This window comes from Salirhabdus sp. Marseille-P4669 (assembly GCF_900240405.1).
Lineage (GTDB): Bacteria > Bacillota > Bacilli > Bacillales > Alkalibacillaceae > OEQK01.
The window spans coordinates 1-15892 of record NZ_OEQK01000003.1; the positions used below are offsets into that span (position 1 = coordinate 1).

Annotated in this window: 18 protein-coding genes and 1 rRNA gene; 8 read left to right on the forward strand and 11 right to left on the reverse strand. The window is 35.1% G+C overall.

Annotated features, from left to right (window positions below; genetic code table 11):
* The 3 genes from C1A05_RS06420 to C1A05_RS06430 form a co-directional block, all read right to left on the reverse strand.
* A 16S ribosomal RNA gene (locus tag C1A05_RS06420) occupies window positions 1-207 on the reverse strand; the annotation flags it as partial.
* Between the two features lie 370 nt (window positions 208-577).
* A complete protein-coding gene (locus tag C1A05_RS06425) occupies window positions 578-1774 on the reverse strand; it encodes a CynX/NimT family MFS transporter (RefSeq protein WP_234998377.1) in 1197 nt (398 codons plus the stop codon).
* Between the two features lie 3 nt (window positions 1775-1777).
* Window positions 1778-2143: a hypothetical protein gene (locus C1A05_RS06430; protein WP_102027385.1), complete on the reverse strand. Its 366-nt coding sequence runs from the start codon at window positions 2141-2143 to the stop codon at window positions 1778-1780.
* 343 nt (window positions 2144-2486) lie between these two features.
* Here C1A05_RS06430 and C1A05_RS06435 point away from each other — a divergent pair, with 343 nt between their 5' ends.
* From C1A05_RS06435 to C1A05_RS06450, 4 genes are all read left to right on the forward strand, one after another.
* On the forward strand, window positions 2487-2798 hold the full coding sequence (locus C1A05_RS06435) for a PadR family transcriptional regulator (protein WP_102027386.1): 312 nt from the start codon (window positions 2487-2489) through the stop codon (window positions 2796-2798).
* A 20-nt stretch (window positions 2799-2818) separates the two neighbouring features.
* The gene (locus C1A05_RS06440; RefSeq protein WP_102027387.1) at window positions 2819-4009 is read left to right on the forward strand and encodes a chromate transporter; all 1191 of its coding nucleotides are present in this window, start codon (window positions 2819-2821) and stop codon (window positions 4007-4009) included.
* A 106-nt stretch (window positions 4010-4115) separates the two neighbouring features.
* Entirely contained in the window at window positions 4116-4574 is a 459-nt protein-coding gene (locus tag C1A05_RS06445) for a DUF2663 family protein (RefSeq protein ID WP_102027388.1), read from the forward strand.
* 82 nt (window positions 4575-4656) lie between these two features.
* On the forward strand, window positions 4657-5472 hold the full coding sequence (locus C1A05_RS06450) for an ATP-grasp domain-containing protein (RefSeq protein WP_102027389.1): 816 nt from the start codon (window positions 4657-4659) through the stop codon (window positions 5470-5472).
* A 102-nt stretch (window positions 5473-5574) separates the two neighbouring features.
* On the opposite strand, the gene C1A05_RS06455 is transcribed toward C1A05_RS06450, so the two are convergent.
* The 4 genes from C1A05_RS06455 to C1A05_RS06470 form a co-directional block, all read right to left on the reverse strand.
* Window positions 5575-5826 (reverse strand): sporulation protein, encoded by a 252-nt coding sequence (locus tag C1A05_RS06455; RefSeq protein WP_102027390.1) that lies wholly within the window; start codon window positions 5824-5826, stop codon window positions 5575-5577.
* A gap of 265 nt (window positions 5827-6091) precedes the next feature.
* On the reverse strand, window positions 6092-6910 hold the full coding sequence (locus C1A05_RS06460; RefSeq protein WP_306373247.1) for an STAS domain-containing protein: 819 nt from the start codon (window positions 6908-6910) through the stop codon (window positions 6092-6094).
* A gap of 96 nt (window positions 6911-7006) precedes the next feature.
* A complete protein-coding gene (dacB, locus tag C1A05_RS06465) occupies window positions 7007-8482 on the reverse strand; it encodes a D-alanyl-D-alanine carboxypeptidase/D-alanyl-D-alanine endopeptidase (RefSeq protein ID WP_234998380.1) in 1476 nt (491 codons plus the stop codon).
* 130 nt (window positions 8483-8612) lie between these two features.
* Window positions 8613-9464 carry a CvfB family protein gene (locus tag C1A05_RS06470; protein ID WP_102027392.1) on the reverse strand — a complete coding sequence of 284 codons (852 nt, stop codon included), beginning with the start codon at window positions 9462-9464 and terminating at the stop codon, window positions 8613-8615.
* Window positions 9465-9576: 112 nt separating this feature from the next.
* Here C1A05_RS06470 and C1A05_RS06475 point away from each other — a divergent pair, with 112 nt between their 5' ends.
* A complete protein-coding gene (locus C1A05_RS06475; protein ID WP_102027393.1) occupies window positions 9577-10035 on the forward strand; it encodes a YaiI/YqxD family protein in 459 nt (152 codons plus the stop codon).
* On the opposite strand, the gene C1A05_RS06480 is transcribed toward C1A05_RS06475, so the two are convergent.
* Both C1A05_RS06480 and C1A05_RS06485 read right to left on the reverse strand, forming a co-directional pair.
* Window positions 10016-10186 carry a XapX domain-containing protein gene (locus C1A05_RS06480; RefSeq protein WP_102027394.1) on the reverse strand — a complete coding sequence of 57 codons (171 nt, stop codon included), beginning with the start codon at window positions 10184-10186 and terminating at the stop codon, window positions 10016-10018. The two genes, C1A05_RS06475 and C1A05_RS06480, sit on opposite strands and share 20 nt — an antisense overlap.
* A gap of 187 nt (window positions 10187-10373) precedes the next feature.
* A complete protein-coding gene (locus tag C1A05_RS06485) occupies window positions 10374-10574 on the reverse strand; it encodes an alpha/beta-type small acid-soluble spore protein (protein WP_102027395.1) in 201 nt (66 codons plus the stop codon).
* Between the two features lie 626 nt (window positions 10575-11200).
* On the opposite strand from C1A05_RS06485, the gene C1A05_RS06495 reads away from it, so the two are divergent.
* A complete protein-coding gene (locus tag C1A05_RS06495; protein ID WP_102027397.1) occupies window positions 11201-11572 on the forward strand; it encodes a VOC family protein in 372 nt (123 codons plus the stop codon).
* A gap of 272 nt (window positions 11573-11844) precedes the next feature.
* Here the strand turns inward: C1A05_RS06495 and C1A05_RS06500 are convergent, their stop codons facing one another.
* The gene (locus C1A05_RS06500; RefSeq protein ID WP_102027398.1) at window positions 11845-13149 is read right to left on the reverse strand and encodes an MFS transporter; all 1305 of its coding nucleotides are present in this window, start codon (window positions 13147-13149) and stop codon (window positions 11845-11847) included.
* A gap of 218 nt (window positions 13150-13367) precedes the next feature.
* Between C1A05_RS06500 and C1A05_RS06505 the strand changes: the two genes are divergently transcribed.
* A complete protein-coding gene (locus C1A05_RS06505; protein ID WP_102027399.1) occupies window positions 13368-13550 on the forward strand; it encodes a hypothetical protein in 183 nt (60 codons plus the stop codon).
* Window positions 13550-14377, forward strand: a complete 828-nt coding sequence (locus C1A05_RS06510) for a protein kinase family protein (protein WP_102027400.1) — start codon at window positions 13550-13552, stop codon at window positions 14375-14377. Before C1A05_RS06505 ends, C1A05_RS06510 begins: the two co-directional genes overlap by 1 nt.
* Before the next feature lie 365 nt (window positions 14378-14742).
* On the opposite strand, the gene C1A05_RS06515 is transcribed toward C1A05_RS06510, so the two are convergent.
* A complete protein-coding gene (locus tag C1A05_RS06515; protein WP_102027401.1) occupies window positions 14743-15876 on the reverse strand; it encodes a DEAD/DEAH box helicase in 1134 nt (377 codons plus the stop codon).
* Window positions 15877-15892 lie beyond the last annotated feature (16 nt).

The window sequence follows — 15892 nt, forward strand, 5'->3', positions numbered from 1 at the left end:
CATCCAAAAGTATTATCCGGTATTAGCTCCGGTTTCCCGAAGTTATCCCAGTCTTACAGGCAGGTTGCCCACGTGTTACTCACCCGTCCGCCGCTCGTTCCACAAGCGCACGCCCCGAAGGGCGATTGCTTGCTTCCCGCGCTCGACTTGCATGTATTAGGCACGCCGCCAGCGTTCGTCCTGAGCCAGGATCAAACTCTCCAATAGATTGTTTGATTAAAGCTCATAAATAGTAAATGGTAATGTAAATTACCGAATTGACGTACTGGTTGTTTTGTTCAGTTTTCAAGGTTCAAATATTTATCGCACTTCCAAAAGCGACTCGATTATTATATCAAATTCCAAAATCAGAGTCAACAGTTTACTAACAAAACAATTTAATCATTATTTGTTGCGACATGAATTATTATATCATAATTTCTGCTAACAGCAACTTCCAAATAATGTTAAGCTTGTGTTTTTCCGCGTTTTTTTCGCGGTAGGTAAATAATATACCATCTATCATGCTCTATTACAATAGAAATAGCATATGTAGATTATGGTAATTAACCATCATTCCTCTATATAAAAACGAAAGTTATTGTTGGACAAATTTATCTCTGCCAGCACCAAAACCAAACAAAAGCATTAATACAACCACAAATAATAATACATATATCGCGAAAGTCCAACTCCTAGTAAAATCATATATTAATCCAATAAAAGTAGGACCAATTGCCGCAAGTCCATACCCAAAGGATTGAGCCATCCCTGATAATTGACCAGCTTCCTCTGAATTACTTGCTCTAAGACTCAGTAAAGTTAATGATAAACTGATAACGGCACCTTGTGCCATCCCTATTAAAATGATACTTATCATAAGAAGGATAACATTTGTACTTACTAATAATATCAATAAACCAACAAAGTAATTTACACTAATTACAATTACAATGCTTATTTGAGTTTTTAATTTTGAAGCCAATATTGGTGTAAGAAAAGCAAATGGAACACCTACTAACTGCATAATAGATACCATCCAGCCACTTAATGAAGCACTAATACCATATGAAATTAATATCTCTGGAAACCATGCAACTGTACTATAGAAAAGTAATGATTGTAATCCCATAAATAACGTTACTTGCCATGCAATACCTGATCGCCATAGAGATGTTTTGGTTTTTATTTGAGTAAGATTCATTTCTGTTTGTTTATTAATTTGTGGAAACCAGATCATGATCGCAGCTATTGCCATCAGCACCCATGTTAACAACGAGTTACGCCATCCGAAATGTAACGTTTCAGCTAATGGTACACTTAATCCCGTTCCCATCGCTGCAAAAGTGTTCATGGATAATGTGTATAATCCTGTTATTAATCCAACTTTTTCTGGAAATCTACTCTTAACAATACTTGGCAATAATACATTCCCTACCGCAATTCCAATTCCAATCATTGATGTCCCTAAAAGCAATGTGAATAATAATCCAGTGGAACGTATGACAATACCAGAGGCTAAAACGATTAATCCTATTAAAACTAACTTCTCATTACCAATTTTCCTACCGAACCTAGGTGCAATTAAGGAAAAACATGCAAAGGATAATAAAGGTAGTGTCGTAATAAAGCCCGCCACACCGTTGGAAATCCCTAAATCAAAACGAATGGAGCTAATTAGGGGACCTACTGCTGTGATAGCTGGACGTAAATTAAATGCCACAAATACAATCCCAATAATGAGAAGCGCGTTATTTGATATGACGGTTTTTCGAACAGCTCGTTCCAGTTCCAATCTTTAATTCCCCTCTCTATCACCTTTCACAAGTTCTATATATGCTTTAGGGTCATCTATACCATGATCGATAATAAATTCAGCCGTTCTTTGGATGTCATCAAGTATAACACCCTCAATTTCAGGAGATAAATAACCGTTTTTTTCTTTTTTAGTATGGACAGTTTTACGACCTACATCAATATGTACTGTTAAATATCTTTTATTTTTATATCTAACTTCGCATTCTACTTGTTGCCTATTTAAATCTATCGTTAAAAAATTTTTCTGAACACCTAATGGTTTAAATACAGTATAACCTTGACTTGGTTTTTCTTTTTTAAAAATTCGTTTTATCCGTATTCCTACCCAATTGACTAGTCGTCTCATTATCACTTCTCCCATAATTATTTAATTAGTAGTGTATTCCTTTTGCAATACGTTTTTTTACACTTTCTCCATCTTACGAAAAACAAAAGCCCTTCATTCTCTCTACCTTCTCTAGTTGATATACAAACTAACTTTCATAATCGATCTAAGTAATTTAAGTACTAATGCACTCCATATAAGTATACTATTCATTTTTCAACTAACTTTCTCCTCCCTTTCCTTCACATAATACAAAGAAATATTAAGCTTATGTAAAGATTATAACTATATTCTTTACAGTTATAAACGTTGATGGTAGATTGATATCGAATTTCGATATCGACTTTAGAAATGGAGGGTTTCTATGGAAGAGGAAAAAATATTAAGGAAGCTTTTTCTCGGTTTTATTCATATACACATTTTACACCATGCGAAAGAACATCCGATTTATGGCTCATGGATGCTTGAAGAATTACGTGGTCATGGCTACAGCATAAGTTCTGGTACGTTATATCCAATATTACACAATATGGAAGAAGAAGCATTGCTCTATAAAGAAGAGAAAAATGTTGGCGGAAAAATTCGAAAGTACTATACAACTACAGAAAAAGGAAATGTTGTATTAATCGAAGCACGTAAAAAAGCATATGAACTATTCAAAGAAATAAAAGATTAAAGGAAGAAGGTGAAGGATAAATGCCTAACAAAAAAGATTACAGTATAAAATCATTAATGGAATTACTTTTCATTTCTACAAGATTAGGACTAACATCGTTTGGAGGACCTGTAGCACATCTCGGTTATTTTCATAGCGAATATATTAATCGAAGAAAATGGATGGACGAAAAAAGTTATGCGGATTTAGTAGCACTCTGTCAATTTCTACCTGGCCCTGCAAGCAGTCAAGTCGGTATCGGAATTGGTGTCATGCGAGCAGGTGCGATTGGGGGCTTTGTCTCTTTTATTGGATTCACTCTTCCTTCTGTTATTGTTCTTATCTTATTTGCTATGTTGTTACAAGGTTTAGATATAGGGAATGCAGGGTGGATCCACGGACTTAAAATTGTAGCGGTAGTAGTAGTGGCACACGCAATTTTAGGGATGGCACAAAAATTGACACCAGATTTAACAAGGAAAGCAATTGCACTATTTACACTCATTGTGGCATTGCTATGGCAAACAGCCTATAGCCAAATTACGATTATCCTTCTATCCGCTTTAGTAGGATTTATGATATTTCGAAATTATGAAGACACAGATGCTGCACAACTCAAATTCCCTATTTCTCGAAAATTCGCTGCAATTTGTTTAACATTATTTTTTGGTTTGCTGTTCATCTTACCGATAATACGAGAAATCACTTCTATCAATTGGATTGCAATGTTTGACAGCTTTTATCGATCTGGTTCCTTAGTTTTTGGCGGAGGTCATGTGGTTTTACCTCTATTAGAAAGAGAATTTGTACCAACAGGCATGCTAAGTGAAGAGGCATTTTTAGCTGGTTACGGTGCTGCTCAAGCTGTTCCGGGCCCATTATTTACTTTCGCCGCTTATTTAGGAACAGTTATGGGTGGATGGTCAGGAGGGTTATTAGCTACTGCTGCCATTTTCCTCCCTGCCTTCTTATTAATTTATGGTACCTTGCCATTTTGGAATCAGTTAAGACGAAATACAAAAGTAAAGGGGGCGTTAATGGGGGTAAACGCAGCTGTTGTAGGAATATTGATAGCTGCATTTTATCAACCTATTTGGGTTAGCTCTATTTTTGCGCCAGTAGATTTTGCTTTTGCTGCATTACTTTATAGTATGTTGGTCTTCTGGAAGCTACCACCTTGGACAATTGTTTTAACAGGAGCAATTGGGGGTTCATTACTCACATTTCTATAAATACTATTTGACTACCCTATTTATGGGTAGTCTTTTTCTTTGTCAATACTAATTTACCTTAAAACTACATATACATTTAGAAACCCTGTCCAAATGGAGTGATAACATGGTACGAGAACTTATTTGGGAAAAAGAGAATTTCTTCCAAAATGATAAGAACGCCATATATGAACTAATTAAGAGAAAAAGGAAATTAACAAAACATGAACAGAAACGAGATTATTCGCTCAGGATCTTTTCTATAGGTGGTGGATTTTCCATCATTGCAATTCTTTCTCTTCTTAGTTTTGATAAGCGTTTTTCAGATATGTGGGCATTTATTGATGTTACATTAGGAAATATCTATTTTATTGTTCTTGTCGTTCTTTTGTCCTATTTTTATTCAAGTTGGCTAACACATAAAAAGAAAGCAAAGGAAGAAAAAGAAAAATATCACGCATTACGAAAAGAGCTAGCAGAAAAGTCAAGCAATCAATGGTTAAAAATGTATGAGCAAACGACAATTCTACACATAGTGCAACAATTAAAGGATGAATATGATATTGAAATTAGTTATAAAGGGTAAAAAATGTTCTTGAATGTTACATAGGGAAGCCGTATAATTATCTCGTTTACTATATTATAAAGAAAGCTGGTTGATAACATCTATGAAACTAGTTACTTTCAATCCATATCGATCACTAGGCATTCCTGGTGTTACTTATATAAAACCCGAGCACACTTTTCGGGAAGTCGACAAAATACGCGACGCTGATTTTGTACTATTTCCCGAAACATGGCAAACCACATCGTTAGTTTACGGCTTGAAAAAGTCTATCTTTCCTAGTATTGAAACCATCCAACTCGGCTTTAGTAAAATAGAAATGACAAGAGCTTTATGGACTGTTGCCAAAGACTACGTACCTTATACGGAAATTTTGGCTAATACAGAATCTAATCAAACGAACGTTCTTGATACATTCCCCTTTCCCTTTGTAGGTAAAGTTGTACGAAGTTCCATGGGGAAAGGAGTATATCTGATTACAAATAAAGAAGAATTTTATGAATACACATCAAAAGTAGATGTATTATATGTCCAAGAATACCTACCAAATGATGATCGAGATTTGCGTATATGTGTAGTAGGAGATGAGATTTTAACTGCATATTGGCGCATTGGTCAAGAAGGCGCTTTTCTTCATAACGTTGCTCAAGGCGGCGATTTAAGCTTTGATTTTATTCCCGATACCGCCATTGAACTTGTTTCTCGTGTATCAAAGGAGTTAAACATAAACCACGCAGGATTTGATATCCTATTTTCAAACGGCAAGCCATATATTTTAGAATTTAATGTTCTATTTGGTAATCAAGGGCTGCAATCACAAGGAATCTCTGTTGGTGAGAGAATTTATGAATATTTATTAAGAAATAGCAATCCACCGTACCCTACTTCACCTATGACACCTTTAAAAGGAATTTCGTAAAATATGTTACCTGGTCCAAGATTGGACCAGGTTTTAAATTATAATTAATATTTTCGTTCCATCTTACACAAAACATTATTATTTACATAATTTTTCTACATTTTAAAACAAAAGCTCATAAATTTCATTTAACTGATAAACTCTCTCAAAATCTCCCGCCTGGTTTGCATGATGAATCTCTTTTTGCAAAATTTCACTTAGCATTCGCCCATCCTCTTCTTCAAGTGATCGGACAAATTCCCCTTCCGAGCGATACTGATTTTCCGATAATTGTTCATCTAACGCACGAGCAGCATCAATTTGGTCTGTATAATTAGATAACACTTCATGTAAGTATGCTAGTGATTGATCCATGCTGTAATCCTCCTTTGATTTCAAAACTTAGCTTGTTATTCGTAATGTTATCTTATACAAAAATCTTCAATTTAAAGATTACAGAATTTTTTAACCTCTGATTCTTTCCCTATAGGTTAAAGGTAAATAGATCTAATGCCTGAAAGAAATATTTCGATAAAAATGTCTCTAGATATTTTAGTTTATACGTATTGACTATTTATTCGAAACGTTTACGAATAAAAAAGAACTAGCTTTTCTACGCCAGTTCTTTTGATAAAATGTTTTATAGATATTCACTTAAAGCCTGTTGTAAAGTCCCTTTTATTACTGCTCGATCCACAAATAACGGTGCTATGGTTACCATTTTCTTAACTAATTCAGGTCGCAATCCAGTTATTACTGGGGTACAGCCCATCATTTTAATCCCATCTAATAATTTAACAATCTCTTGTGCGATTCCATCGTCCATTGTAACAATGCCGGATAAATCCATGATCAAAACTTGGATTTGTAATTCACTTATTTCAAGCATTACTTTTTCTGTAATGGTATCAGATCGATAAGAATCAATATTTCCAATTAAAGGTAACACACACATATCTGATGTAATTGGGATAATAGGAACGGACAGTTTTTCTACTACTTTCCGCTGCGACTCAATCAATTCATCTTTATAATGGGAATAACTGATAAAAAAACTATTAAGGAATTGATCTATCTGTTCATTGAGCTTACTTTCTAATGTATAAAAGTCATCGCGATTTGGGTCCTTTTTACTTAAAATATCAAATTGATATTGAAAATTCCATAACGTTCTTCGAATTGCATGAATCCACTCCAATTTAAACTCAAGTGTTAACGCATGCTTCGCCCATACAATCCCTTCTTGTTTCGCAAACTTAACAACATTATCTAATTGTTCATCTACTACATAAATCACTAACTTATGTGCATTTTCAATCAAATTTATATTACCAATTCTATGTATTTCATCTACTTTTGGTCTCACATTAACTGCTTCTGAAAGTAATTTTTCTTCAAAAATGTATTTGTTTTCAATAAGGAATTCTTTAATGGTCATGTTTTCATTAAAACTGTACACGATTATGGCACCTCTCCCTATGACTCATCTTTAAACTATCTTTGTAATTATATCAATGTTCTAACTTTTATTACAATTTATTTGTGGTGGAAATAGTTAATTGGCAAGTATGTTAATAATGTTGTCTTCTATTCTTTTTCCATCATCTTCGTCCATTAAATTATTTAATAAAATGGAGAAAACGAATGTTTTGCCTCCAACTGTTTCTACATAACCGGACAATGAACTAACTGTTGATATGGTTCCTGTCTTTGCACGCACATTCCCTTTAAGTGGAGGTGTATTCATGCGATACCTCAAAGTCCCACCTACCATTCTCTCTTCTATTCCGGATACCGGCAATGCTGATAAAAAGGAAGAATACCACTCTTGTTTTTGTGCTTGATACAATAGCTTTGTTATTTCATTTGCAGGAATTAGATTCACATGGGAAATTCCAGAACCATCCCGTAACACAAGTGATGATGTTTGGATCCCTAAGGCTGTGAGTTGTTCTTCCATTACAGCTAAACCTTTTTCCCAACTACCTTCATTTTTGACTAATCGCCCCATTTCTTTCACTAAAATTTCAGCATGTCCATTGTTACTTAACTTCATAAAAGGATGAAGCAGCTCGGACAGAGGCTCGGATTCATGCTCCGCTAGTAATATTGCATTATTTGGAGTTTTTCTACGATCTATTTTTCCTGTAAAAGAAATACCATGTTTTTGCATAACCTCTGCAAATAGTGTTGTAGCATAGTTAGTTGGCGCCCAGACTGCAATCCATTCTTTTTCCATTGCATCGAGAGGAATGGTGCCTTCAATGATAATGTTATTTGTCCCATGTTCTCGTGAATAGGTTAAATCCATGCTCCCATTACGTGCAACCGTTTTTGTTTTATTTATAATTTGAACATAATTGGTTTCTGGATATAGCGTAATCCTAGCTTTATCCTTTTCTTTTTCGGCTGCTATAATTTCCACAATAACGGTACCAGCATCGTAATCTTGATCTGGCGAGGCTGTTAAAGCAGAAACCTGGGCTCCATAGTACTCTTGTTCATCTGACCATGGCAAATCTTGTGAATAACGAACGTCATCATACCATGAGTCGTCACCATAAATATTTCCTTTTATTTTACTTATACCCTTATTTTTCAAATTACTAACCACTTTCTCAAAATCTTTTGGTACTAATGTAGGATCCCCTTTCCCCTTAATATACAAATTCCCCTTAAGTATGCTATTTTCAACCCTTCCATCTGTATAAAGTTCTGTTTTAAAACGGTGTTGTTCGCCTAAAACATTTAATGCTGCAGCTGCTGTTAGAAGTTTTAAGTTAGAAGCTGGACGAAGTCGAATATCTCCATTATGGTCATATAGTAATCCACCGGACTGTAGCTCCCTGACACTAATACCAGCAAGGGCTCCTCTTAAACCTGGTTCCGACTTAAGGTAAGCGTCTAATTCCGATACCATTTCCTTTTCATTTGCGATGCTTGGCTGTACATTTGTACTAAATAATAAAGCGATCGAGATAAGTATTAATCCAAATCGTGTGTAGGTTAAAAAATTAAGTTTTTCTTTCATACAACGCATAACTCCCTATTTTTTAAGAAAAAGAAAAGGACTACCTTTTTTGTTTAGGTAGTCCCTTCTTCTCCAATTTTACGCATTATTACTATTCCCAATTTCGATTATTACTAAACGAAATTTTATGCTATTTTAGATAGGTTTTGCCATCTCGTTGTTCGACTTTCCCTTCTTTCATTAATTTTCCCATTGCACGTTTAAACGCTGCCTTACTAATATGAAAAGTATCTTTGATATCGATCGGATCACTTTTATCACTAAAGGGCATGACCCCACCCTCCGATTCTAGGTGTTCTAAAATCCGATCTGCATCCTCAACCATCCCAACCTGCTTTAATGGTCTTAGGGATACATTAATGGTTCCATCACCTTTTACGTCAATGATTCTTCCTTTTACCCACTGACCAAGTCTCGGTTCTTCCTTTCGTTCAGACTGATGAATAAATCCTCGATATCCTTCTTCCGTAAAAATGGCAGAACCCTCCCTACTAGTTCGATATACATGTCCACTAATAGGATGATTTAAGACATTCTCCGGTGCATCCTCCCGTTCCTGATCAAATATATGTTCCGTCGCAGGTTTTGCTATTAGCCGTCCTCTCTTATCGGTATCGAGCTTCACATAAAGTTTATCTCCAATAGTTGGCCAAACATTTTGAAATAGCGGCAAATCATCAGAAGAAACTAACATTTCCTTCTGTATGCCGATATTTACGAATACGCCTAAGCTCGGTACCACTTCCACTACCTCTACCCAATCATATTGGTCAAATCGAATAGTAGGTATTTCCATTGTAGCTACAACTTGACCTTTTTTATCCTCATATAAAAATACGTCCACCTGTTGATTTTCCTCAAGATGCTCTGCAGCTTCATTTGCATGAAGAAGTATTTCATTCTCTCCATCGGTTAATACATAACCAGTTTCAATAATTCGTTGAACGGTTAAAATTTGAACTGTACCTAAAAGTGATCTCACTATACATCCTTCTCCCTACTAACACTAAAATTTAGAGTTGTTAATTTTTATTAAAACTGAAACAATAGAAATAAACATACATAAACGCAAAAATTAAAGGAGTCAAGTAATTATGAAAATTTATGTAGACGCTGATGCATGCCCTGTCAAAGAGATTATCATTGAAGAATCGAAAAGCTTTGACATACCAGTAGTGCTTGTAAAGAGCTTCTCCCATTATTCTAATAAAATAGAAGATGCCCAAGTTGAAACGGTATATGTAGATGCAGGTGCGGATTCAGCGGATTATCGAATATTACAGCTTGCTAATAAAGGCGATCTCGTCGTAACACAAGATTATGGCTTAGCCTCGCTAGCTTTAGGCAAGGGATGTATTGCCCTTCACCATAAAGGCTTCGCTTATACACCTAAAAATATGGACGACTTATTATTATCTAGACATTTGAGCGCAAAAGCACGCAAAAGTGGTGTGAAAACGAAAGGGCCGAAACCACTAACAAATGAAGATCGAAATAAGTTTCGACACTTGCTCGTACAAACGTTAGAGCATGTTACGAAGAAAGAAACTTAGCAATATAATCAACCAACAATCCACCAATGTATATCCCAACGATTCCAAGAACACCTGATAAAACCGGAGGCGCTGGAATTGGTAATTTAATTAGTTTAAAAATCACACCAACAAGAAGTCCTGCTAGCAAACTTAAGATAATTTCTTTCATTTTATTAACTCCCAATCTAAAATTATAATTTTTAGAGGTTTTTACACAAGGTATACATTATCAAATAATGTATTTCCATTCTAGTTTATTTTTTCCAAACAGATAAAAATAATCCATGTAATTCCTTTATCGAAAGGGAAAAGCCCCCTTTTTTTGAAGGGGGCTTTTATCCATTCATATTCAATTATTAAAAGTTTCCACCCATACTTTGTTGTGCCATTGAAACTAAACGTTTTGTAATTTCTCCACCAACAGACCCATTTGCACGGGAAGTAGTATCTGGTCCTAGTTGTACGCCAAACTCTTGAGCAATTTCAGTCTTCATTTGTTGAATTGCTTGTTCTGCACCTGGTACTAAAAGTTGATTACTGTTATTAGATTGCGCCATACTAATGACCTCCTATAAGTAGTTTGTTGGCCTTGCACTACTTAGAATGAGGAATTTACGCAAAAATATTCTTTTTTTAAAAAGGAAATTTTTGCACATTGGCAAAACCCGTGCCAGACAAGCGGTCGTCGGTATAATGCGTTTCGTAAAATGTTTACTTTTAAACTTTGGCAAACAACAACGACAAGTCAAATTGCACTAAGCAAGACTTTACTCTTTTTGAATTTGAAGTCCAAATGCTAACATCTCATTATTAGTTTTCAAGATAAATCCGTATGAAGCATGAAAATCAATTATGAGATGGTCCCCTATTTCTTTTTCCGCAATGGTACTTAGTTGAAATGGGATGTCATGTACGCTCATATTTGATTCGTTTAATGATCCATCCAGGACCATATTATATTCAACAGAGCAACTTCATCCCCCAGCGTAGTTCGCATTAATACGAATAATTTTATCCGAGAGATTATGCTTTTCTAGCTGTTGTAATGCTGTTGTTCTAATCTCTATTTCCATGATTTCACCAACTTTATGTTATTCTAATATCAACTATAGAATAATCCTAATCTTTACACAAAAGTAATGCATTATGAAAGAACATATTATATTTAAAGGGGCGTTTTATAATGTATGAAGGAATACATCATGTTTCTTTATTAGTATCCGATCTTGAACGTTCAAAACATTTTTACAGCGAAGTACTAGGATTTAAAGAAAATAAAAACCGACCTGCATTTGATTTTCCTGGTGCTTGGTATGAGGTAGGAAACACACAAATTCATTTAATTGTGTATGAAGATGGGAAGACATTACGTGGTTCACATAAGATTGACTCTCGAGATGGACATTTTGCTATCCGAGTACAGGACATGGAATCATTTATAGATCGTATGAAAAAACACCATGTTGAACTATTAAATAAACCAAATAACAAAACAAACTGGCATCAAGCTTTTATTTGTGATCCAGATGGTAATATAATTGAGTTTAATCAATAGTCAGGCTGGGACATAACGAAACAATTTGAATCAAAATGCGAGTAATGTACTATATTAGCGGGGGAAATACACGGAGACTCCTGCGGGATAAAAAGCCTAGGTGAGACCCCGGAGCGCGTCATGGGAGTCTCTGTAGCGCCCTAAGCTAAGGTCCGCGAAGTGTATTTCCGGAGTAGTATTTCTCCGCTATTCAAAGTTTAGGTTTTTCCTTTTTTGAAAAAACGTTTGTCCCATCCTCGTATGATTTATCAATAAAACGAATTTCTTTGTGCTTATTCGACTGTTGAAGATGGTGCAAGCGGTAAATCGTGTTCCATCAGCTTATGCTTATCATCTTCCTTCGCATACTTTGGTAATACGATGCTATAGTATACTCCTACTAAGATTGCACAACTACCTACAAGCCAATATAGTCCATCAATACTTATAATGGTCGGAAATGATACTGCAATAAATCCGAGGGTTAAGGAGTGGGATAACATCATTAATGGGGATATTAGCCCCTGCACCCTACCCATCATTCTCGGTTCCACAATACTTGGCAACCAGCCACCAAGCGCAACATTTATAACCGGAATAAATAATGCAATACCTACTACTAATAAATAAAACACCATCATATCATTAACGAATCCTCCAAGGGTTATAAAAACACCTGTACCAACTAAACCAATCACCATCAACTTATAAAGTTTCATTTTACTTGCAAGCATGGATGCAACAATACTTCCAATTAATACCCCTATTCCAAAAATAATACCCATGATTACGAGTGCCTCTTCATAATGATTTGGAGCTAATTTATATTTTAAAATAAATGCAGGTATAACTGTAAATGCGCCATTCATAATACCAAAAACAAAAAAGCCAAAAACTAAATATAATAAAAGCTTGAAGTGGATAATGTAAGAAAACCCTTGTTTAAAGTCATTCAAAATTGCTTTGATGCGCAAATCAGAAATGGAGCTCTTTCCATTTGGTTGTCGAACATCCTCAGGTATTTTGCAAAGCCATATTAGTAATCCCGATATGGCAAAAGAAATTGCGTCAAAGGCAATAGCACCATAAACTCCCACAGTCCAGTAAATAAATGCACCGATTGCTCCACCAAATAAATTAAATACACTATTAGTCATTTGATTTAATCCTGCAGCAGATGCATATTCATCCTTGCTCAATATTCCTTGAACGAGACTACTTTCTGCAGGAAGGAAAAATTTCGTTACAGCACTTCTAAGAAATAACACAGTAAATATAAGCGGCATCCAACCTACTACTACGACTCCTATCAAAACAAGGGATAATAAAGCACTTAGCCAATCCGAATTAGCTGCTATCTTTTGTCGATCCATCTTATCTGCAACTACTCCTACTAAGAAAAATACTGCTAGTGTTGGTAAAGAGTACATTAATTCGGTAATGGTTGCATAAGCTGGTTGTTCACTAAACCGATCTAGTAAATAAAACATGAAAGCAGTCATTCCAATTACACTACCCATTTGGGATGTCAAACTTGCCAAAAAAAGATTTCGATAATTGGGCTTCTTAAAAACTTGGAAAATCTTAAACACATCCATCTCCTCGTTTCATATCAATTTACATTTATTGTCTCAAGTAGTTTAAAAGTTTGGAATAGACTACTGGTGGTTTTCCTCTCCGTCTAAAGGCGGATATAGGATTAGGTCCAAAAATATTATCTAGTTAAAATTTCATTAATTTGAAACTTTAGTATGGAGGTAAACGTATAATAAAATAAGAAACATATGTGCAACCTATTTTGAAAGGAGAAGTTAATATGTTTAGAAAAATATTAAAGAAGTTAAGTCACCACTCCTATCACTCCAGTAGTGGGTATCATAAGCATAAAAAATACGGTTCTAAATATGGACACCATCATTATAAAAGACGTTATGGCTCTTCAAGTGGATTTTTCCGTTCTTACAGTTCCCGTCGTCGTTATAAATACTATAGTAGCTAATGTTTAAACTACTTTATGATCTATTTGAAAAAGAGTTAAAACCGTTACAAATAGTAAATAAGAAGTATGAAATTCAAAAACTTTTGGGAAAAGGGAGTTACGGACTCACCTACTTGGTAAAAAACCTAGAACATAATACGTATGCCGTACTGAAACAAAACCGGAAGCGTAAACGCAGTAAAGGAAAAGAGTCTTTTCGAAATGAAGCAAGTATGCTTCGAAAACTAAAACACCACTCGATTCCCAATCTTTATGACATTTTTGAATGGGAAGAATTCATTTTTCTCGTTTTGGAAAGAAAAGAAGGATGGACAGTAGAGCAATTAATTTTTGAAAAAGGCAAAAAGTACGATGAGTTGGATGCTTTTACATTATTGAGACAGGTACTAGAAGTGGTTGCGTTTATCCACAAGCAAGGAATAGTCCATTTGGATTTACGTACACCTAATATTTTATTTGACAATAATAAGGTTCATATAATTGATTTTGGTTTAGCAAAGTATATATCCAATCATTCCAATAAAGGTAAGAACATGTGGAAACGACCAGTTGTTGAGAATGACCTATATGAACTTGGTCATTTTACGTTGTTTTTACTCTACTCGTCCTTTAATCCTAATCCAGACGGCAAAAAGAAAGACTCATGGCTAAATGAATTATCATTGCAGCCTGAGTCCAAAACAATCGTAAAACGGTTATTACAACTAGAAAAGCCCTATCAATCCGCAAGCGAGGTTATTGCCGATATTGATCGGTTTTTAGATAAAAGTAATAAAGAATCTGCGGCAGAGCAAGAACTCTTTGAAGTAAGTGATGCTAGGGAGTAATACTTTCTATTCATACTTATTATAAGCTAGCTGGCAAAAAAAAGTGAGTGCTAAGCAAAAGCTCCGGAAATACAACTCCGCTACTTTCAGGTGTGTATTTTCGGAGCTTTCTTAGTGTTTTTTTATTTTGCTATTAAAGGTGCTTTCCAATTTCAGTTTTCTAGACGTACAATACAGTGCGCTTATTTCTATAACTTCCGCAATTTAATAGTTCAGTAAGCCATGTCAGCTTAGCCAAAAAACGAAGACTCCTAGGGAACACCACGAGCGTAATCAGCATATAATATAAGTTGTTCTTCTAGTATGTTAGAATTTCTATCAACGAAAGCAATCACTTGTCAAGAACGCACATATAAAAAAGGCACTTATCTATAATCGCGAATTTCACCCTTAATAAACACTTTCCTCTGCAGTTCAATGTTTAACTTACTAGCTAATTTTTTTAATTTTGCTTCTTCTGGATAGGAAACGATGGATATTACGGTACCAGATTCAGATCCTAGACGTCCCGTTCTTCCAGAGCGGTGAATATATTGTTTCGTATCTTTCGGTACATCTAAATGGATAACATGGGTTATGCCTTTTATATCTAACCCTCTAGCTGCTACATCAGTTGCTAGCAATAAATTATATTTTCCATTACGAAATCCATTTATCGCATCTACTCGTTCTTTCTTCTTCGTATTACTATGTAATAATCCTACAGGTAAATGTTTAAATTCAAGTTTTTGTGCAAACACATTTAAGTTTCCAATATCCTCCATAAATGCTATGCCTTTTACATTATCCATTCTGCCAATTTTCCGAAGTAACTCAATTTTATCTCGATTATCACATACGAAGTATATATGGTTGACCTCTGGTAAAGCCGCTTCTTCCTCTACGCGAATTACTGTCGGATTGTTCATCCAATCTTTCGCAGTCATTTCCAAATCCTTGTTTAAAGTAGCAGAAAACAATAAAACCTGACGCTCTGCTAATGAAGATTGAATGATCGTTTTCACAGTATCTTGATGCTCTGGTACTAATAGTTGGTCTGCTTCATCTAACACAATCGTTTTTACTTGGTGCATTTTTACTTTTTTCATTTTAATTAATTCGTTTAATCTACCAGGAGTAGCAACTACAACATGGGGTTTTTTTTTTAATTTTTCAATTTGTTTTTTTATATTGGCCCCGCCAATAAATGCGGCACTTTTAATAAGACTTCCTGATGACCATTGTTGAATTTCGGAATGTATTTGCATAACAAGCTCGTGGGAGGAGGCCAAAATAACGGCTTGTATTGCAATACTATTTTGGTCCAAGCTTTGCAATAGCGGGAGCAAATATGCTAATGTTTTTCCGGTACCCGTTGGTGATTCCGCTATAACATCCTGTCCATCAAGAACCAGCGGAATCGTTTTTTCCTGAACTGCTGTAAGCCTTTCAAAATTAGATTTTGTCCAGTTTTCTTGAAGAAAGGATTGAAAACTTGTTATTAATGTAGAATCTGTCATATCGTACTTCCTTTCA

Coding starts and splice junctions, on each gene's coding strand:
- C1A05_RS06430 (WP_102027385.1), bottom strand. CDS start 2,143: ATGAGACGACTAGTCAATTGGGTAGGAATACGGATAAAACGAATTTTT.
- C1A05_RS06435 (WP_102027386.1), top strand. CDS start 2,487: ATGGAAGAGGAAAAAATATTAAGGAAGCTTTTTCTCGGTTTTATTCAT.
- C1A05_RS06440 (WP_102027387.1), top strand. CDS start 2,819: ATGCCTAACAAAAAAGATTACAGTATAAAATCATTAATGGAATTACTT.
- C1A05_RS06445 (WP_102027388.1), top strand. CDS start 4,116: ATGGTACGAGAACTTATTTGGGAAAAAGAGAATTTCTTCCAAAATGAT.
- C1A05_RS06450 (WP_102027389.1), top strand. CDS start 4,657: ATGAAACTAGTTACTTTCAATCCATATCGATCACTAGGCATTCCTGGT.
- C1A05_RS06455 (WP_102027390.1), bottom strand. CDS start 5,826: ATGGATCAATCACTAGCATACTTACATGAAGTGTTATCTAATTATACA.
- dacB (WP_234998380.1), bottom strand. CDS start 8,482: ATGAAAGAAAAACTTAATTTTTTAACCTACACACGATTTGGATTAATA.
- C1A05_RS06475 (WP_102027393.1), top strand. CDS start 9,577: ATGAAAATTTATGTAGACGCTGATGCATGCCCTGTCAAAGAGATTATC.
- C1A05_RS06480 (WP_102027394.1), bottom strand. CDS start 10,186: ATGAAAGAAATTATCTTAAGTTTGCTAGCAGGACTTCTTGTTGGTGTG.
- C1A05_RS06485 (WP_102027395.1), bottom strand. CDS start 10,574: ATGGCGCAATCTAATAACAGTAATCAACTTTTAGTACCAGGTGCAGAA.
- C1A05_RS06495 (WP_102027397.1), top strand. CDS start 11,201: ATGTATGAAGGAATACATCATGTTTCTTTATTAGTATCCGATCTTGAA.
- C1A05_RS06500 (WP_102027398.1), bottom strand. CDS start 13,149: ATGGATGTGTTTAAGATTTTCCAAGTTTTTAAGAAGCCCAATTATCGA.
- C1A05_RS06505 (WP_102027399.1), top strand. CDS start 13,368: ATGTTTAGAAAAATATTAAAGAAGTTAAGTCACCACTCCTATCACTCC.
- C1A05_RS06510 (WP_102027400.1), top strand. CDS start 13,550: ATGTTTAAACTACTTTATGATCTATTTGAAAAAGAGTTAAAACCGTTA.
- C1A05_RS06515 (WP_102027401.1), bottom strand. CDS start 15,876: ATGACAGATTCTACATTAATAACAAGTTTTCAATCCTTTCTTCAAGAA.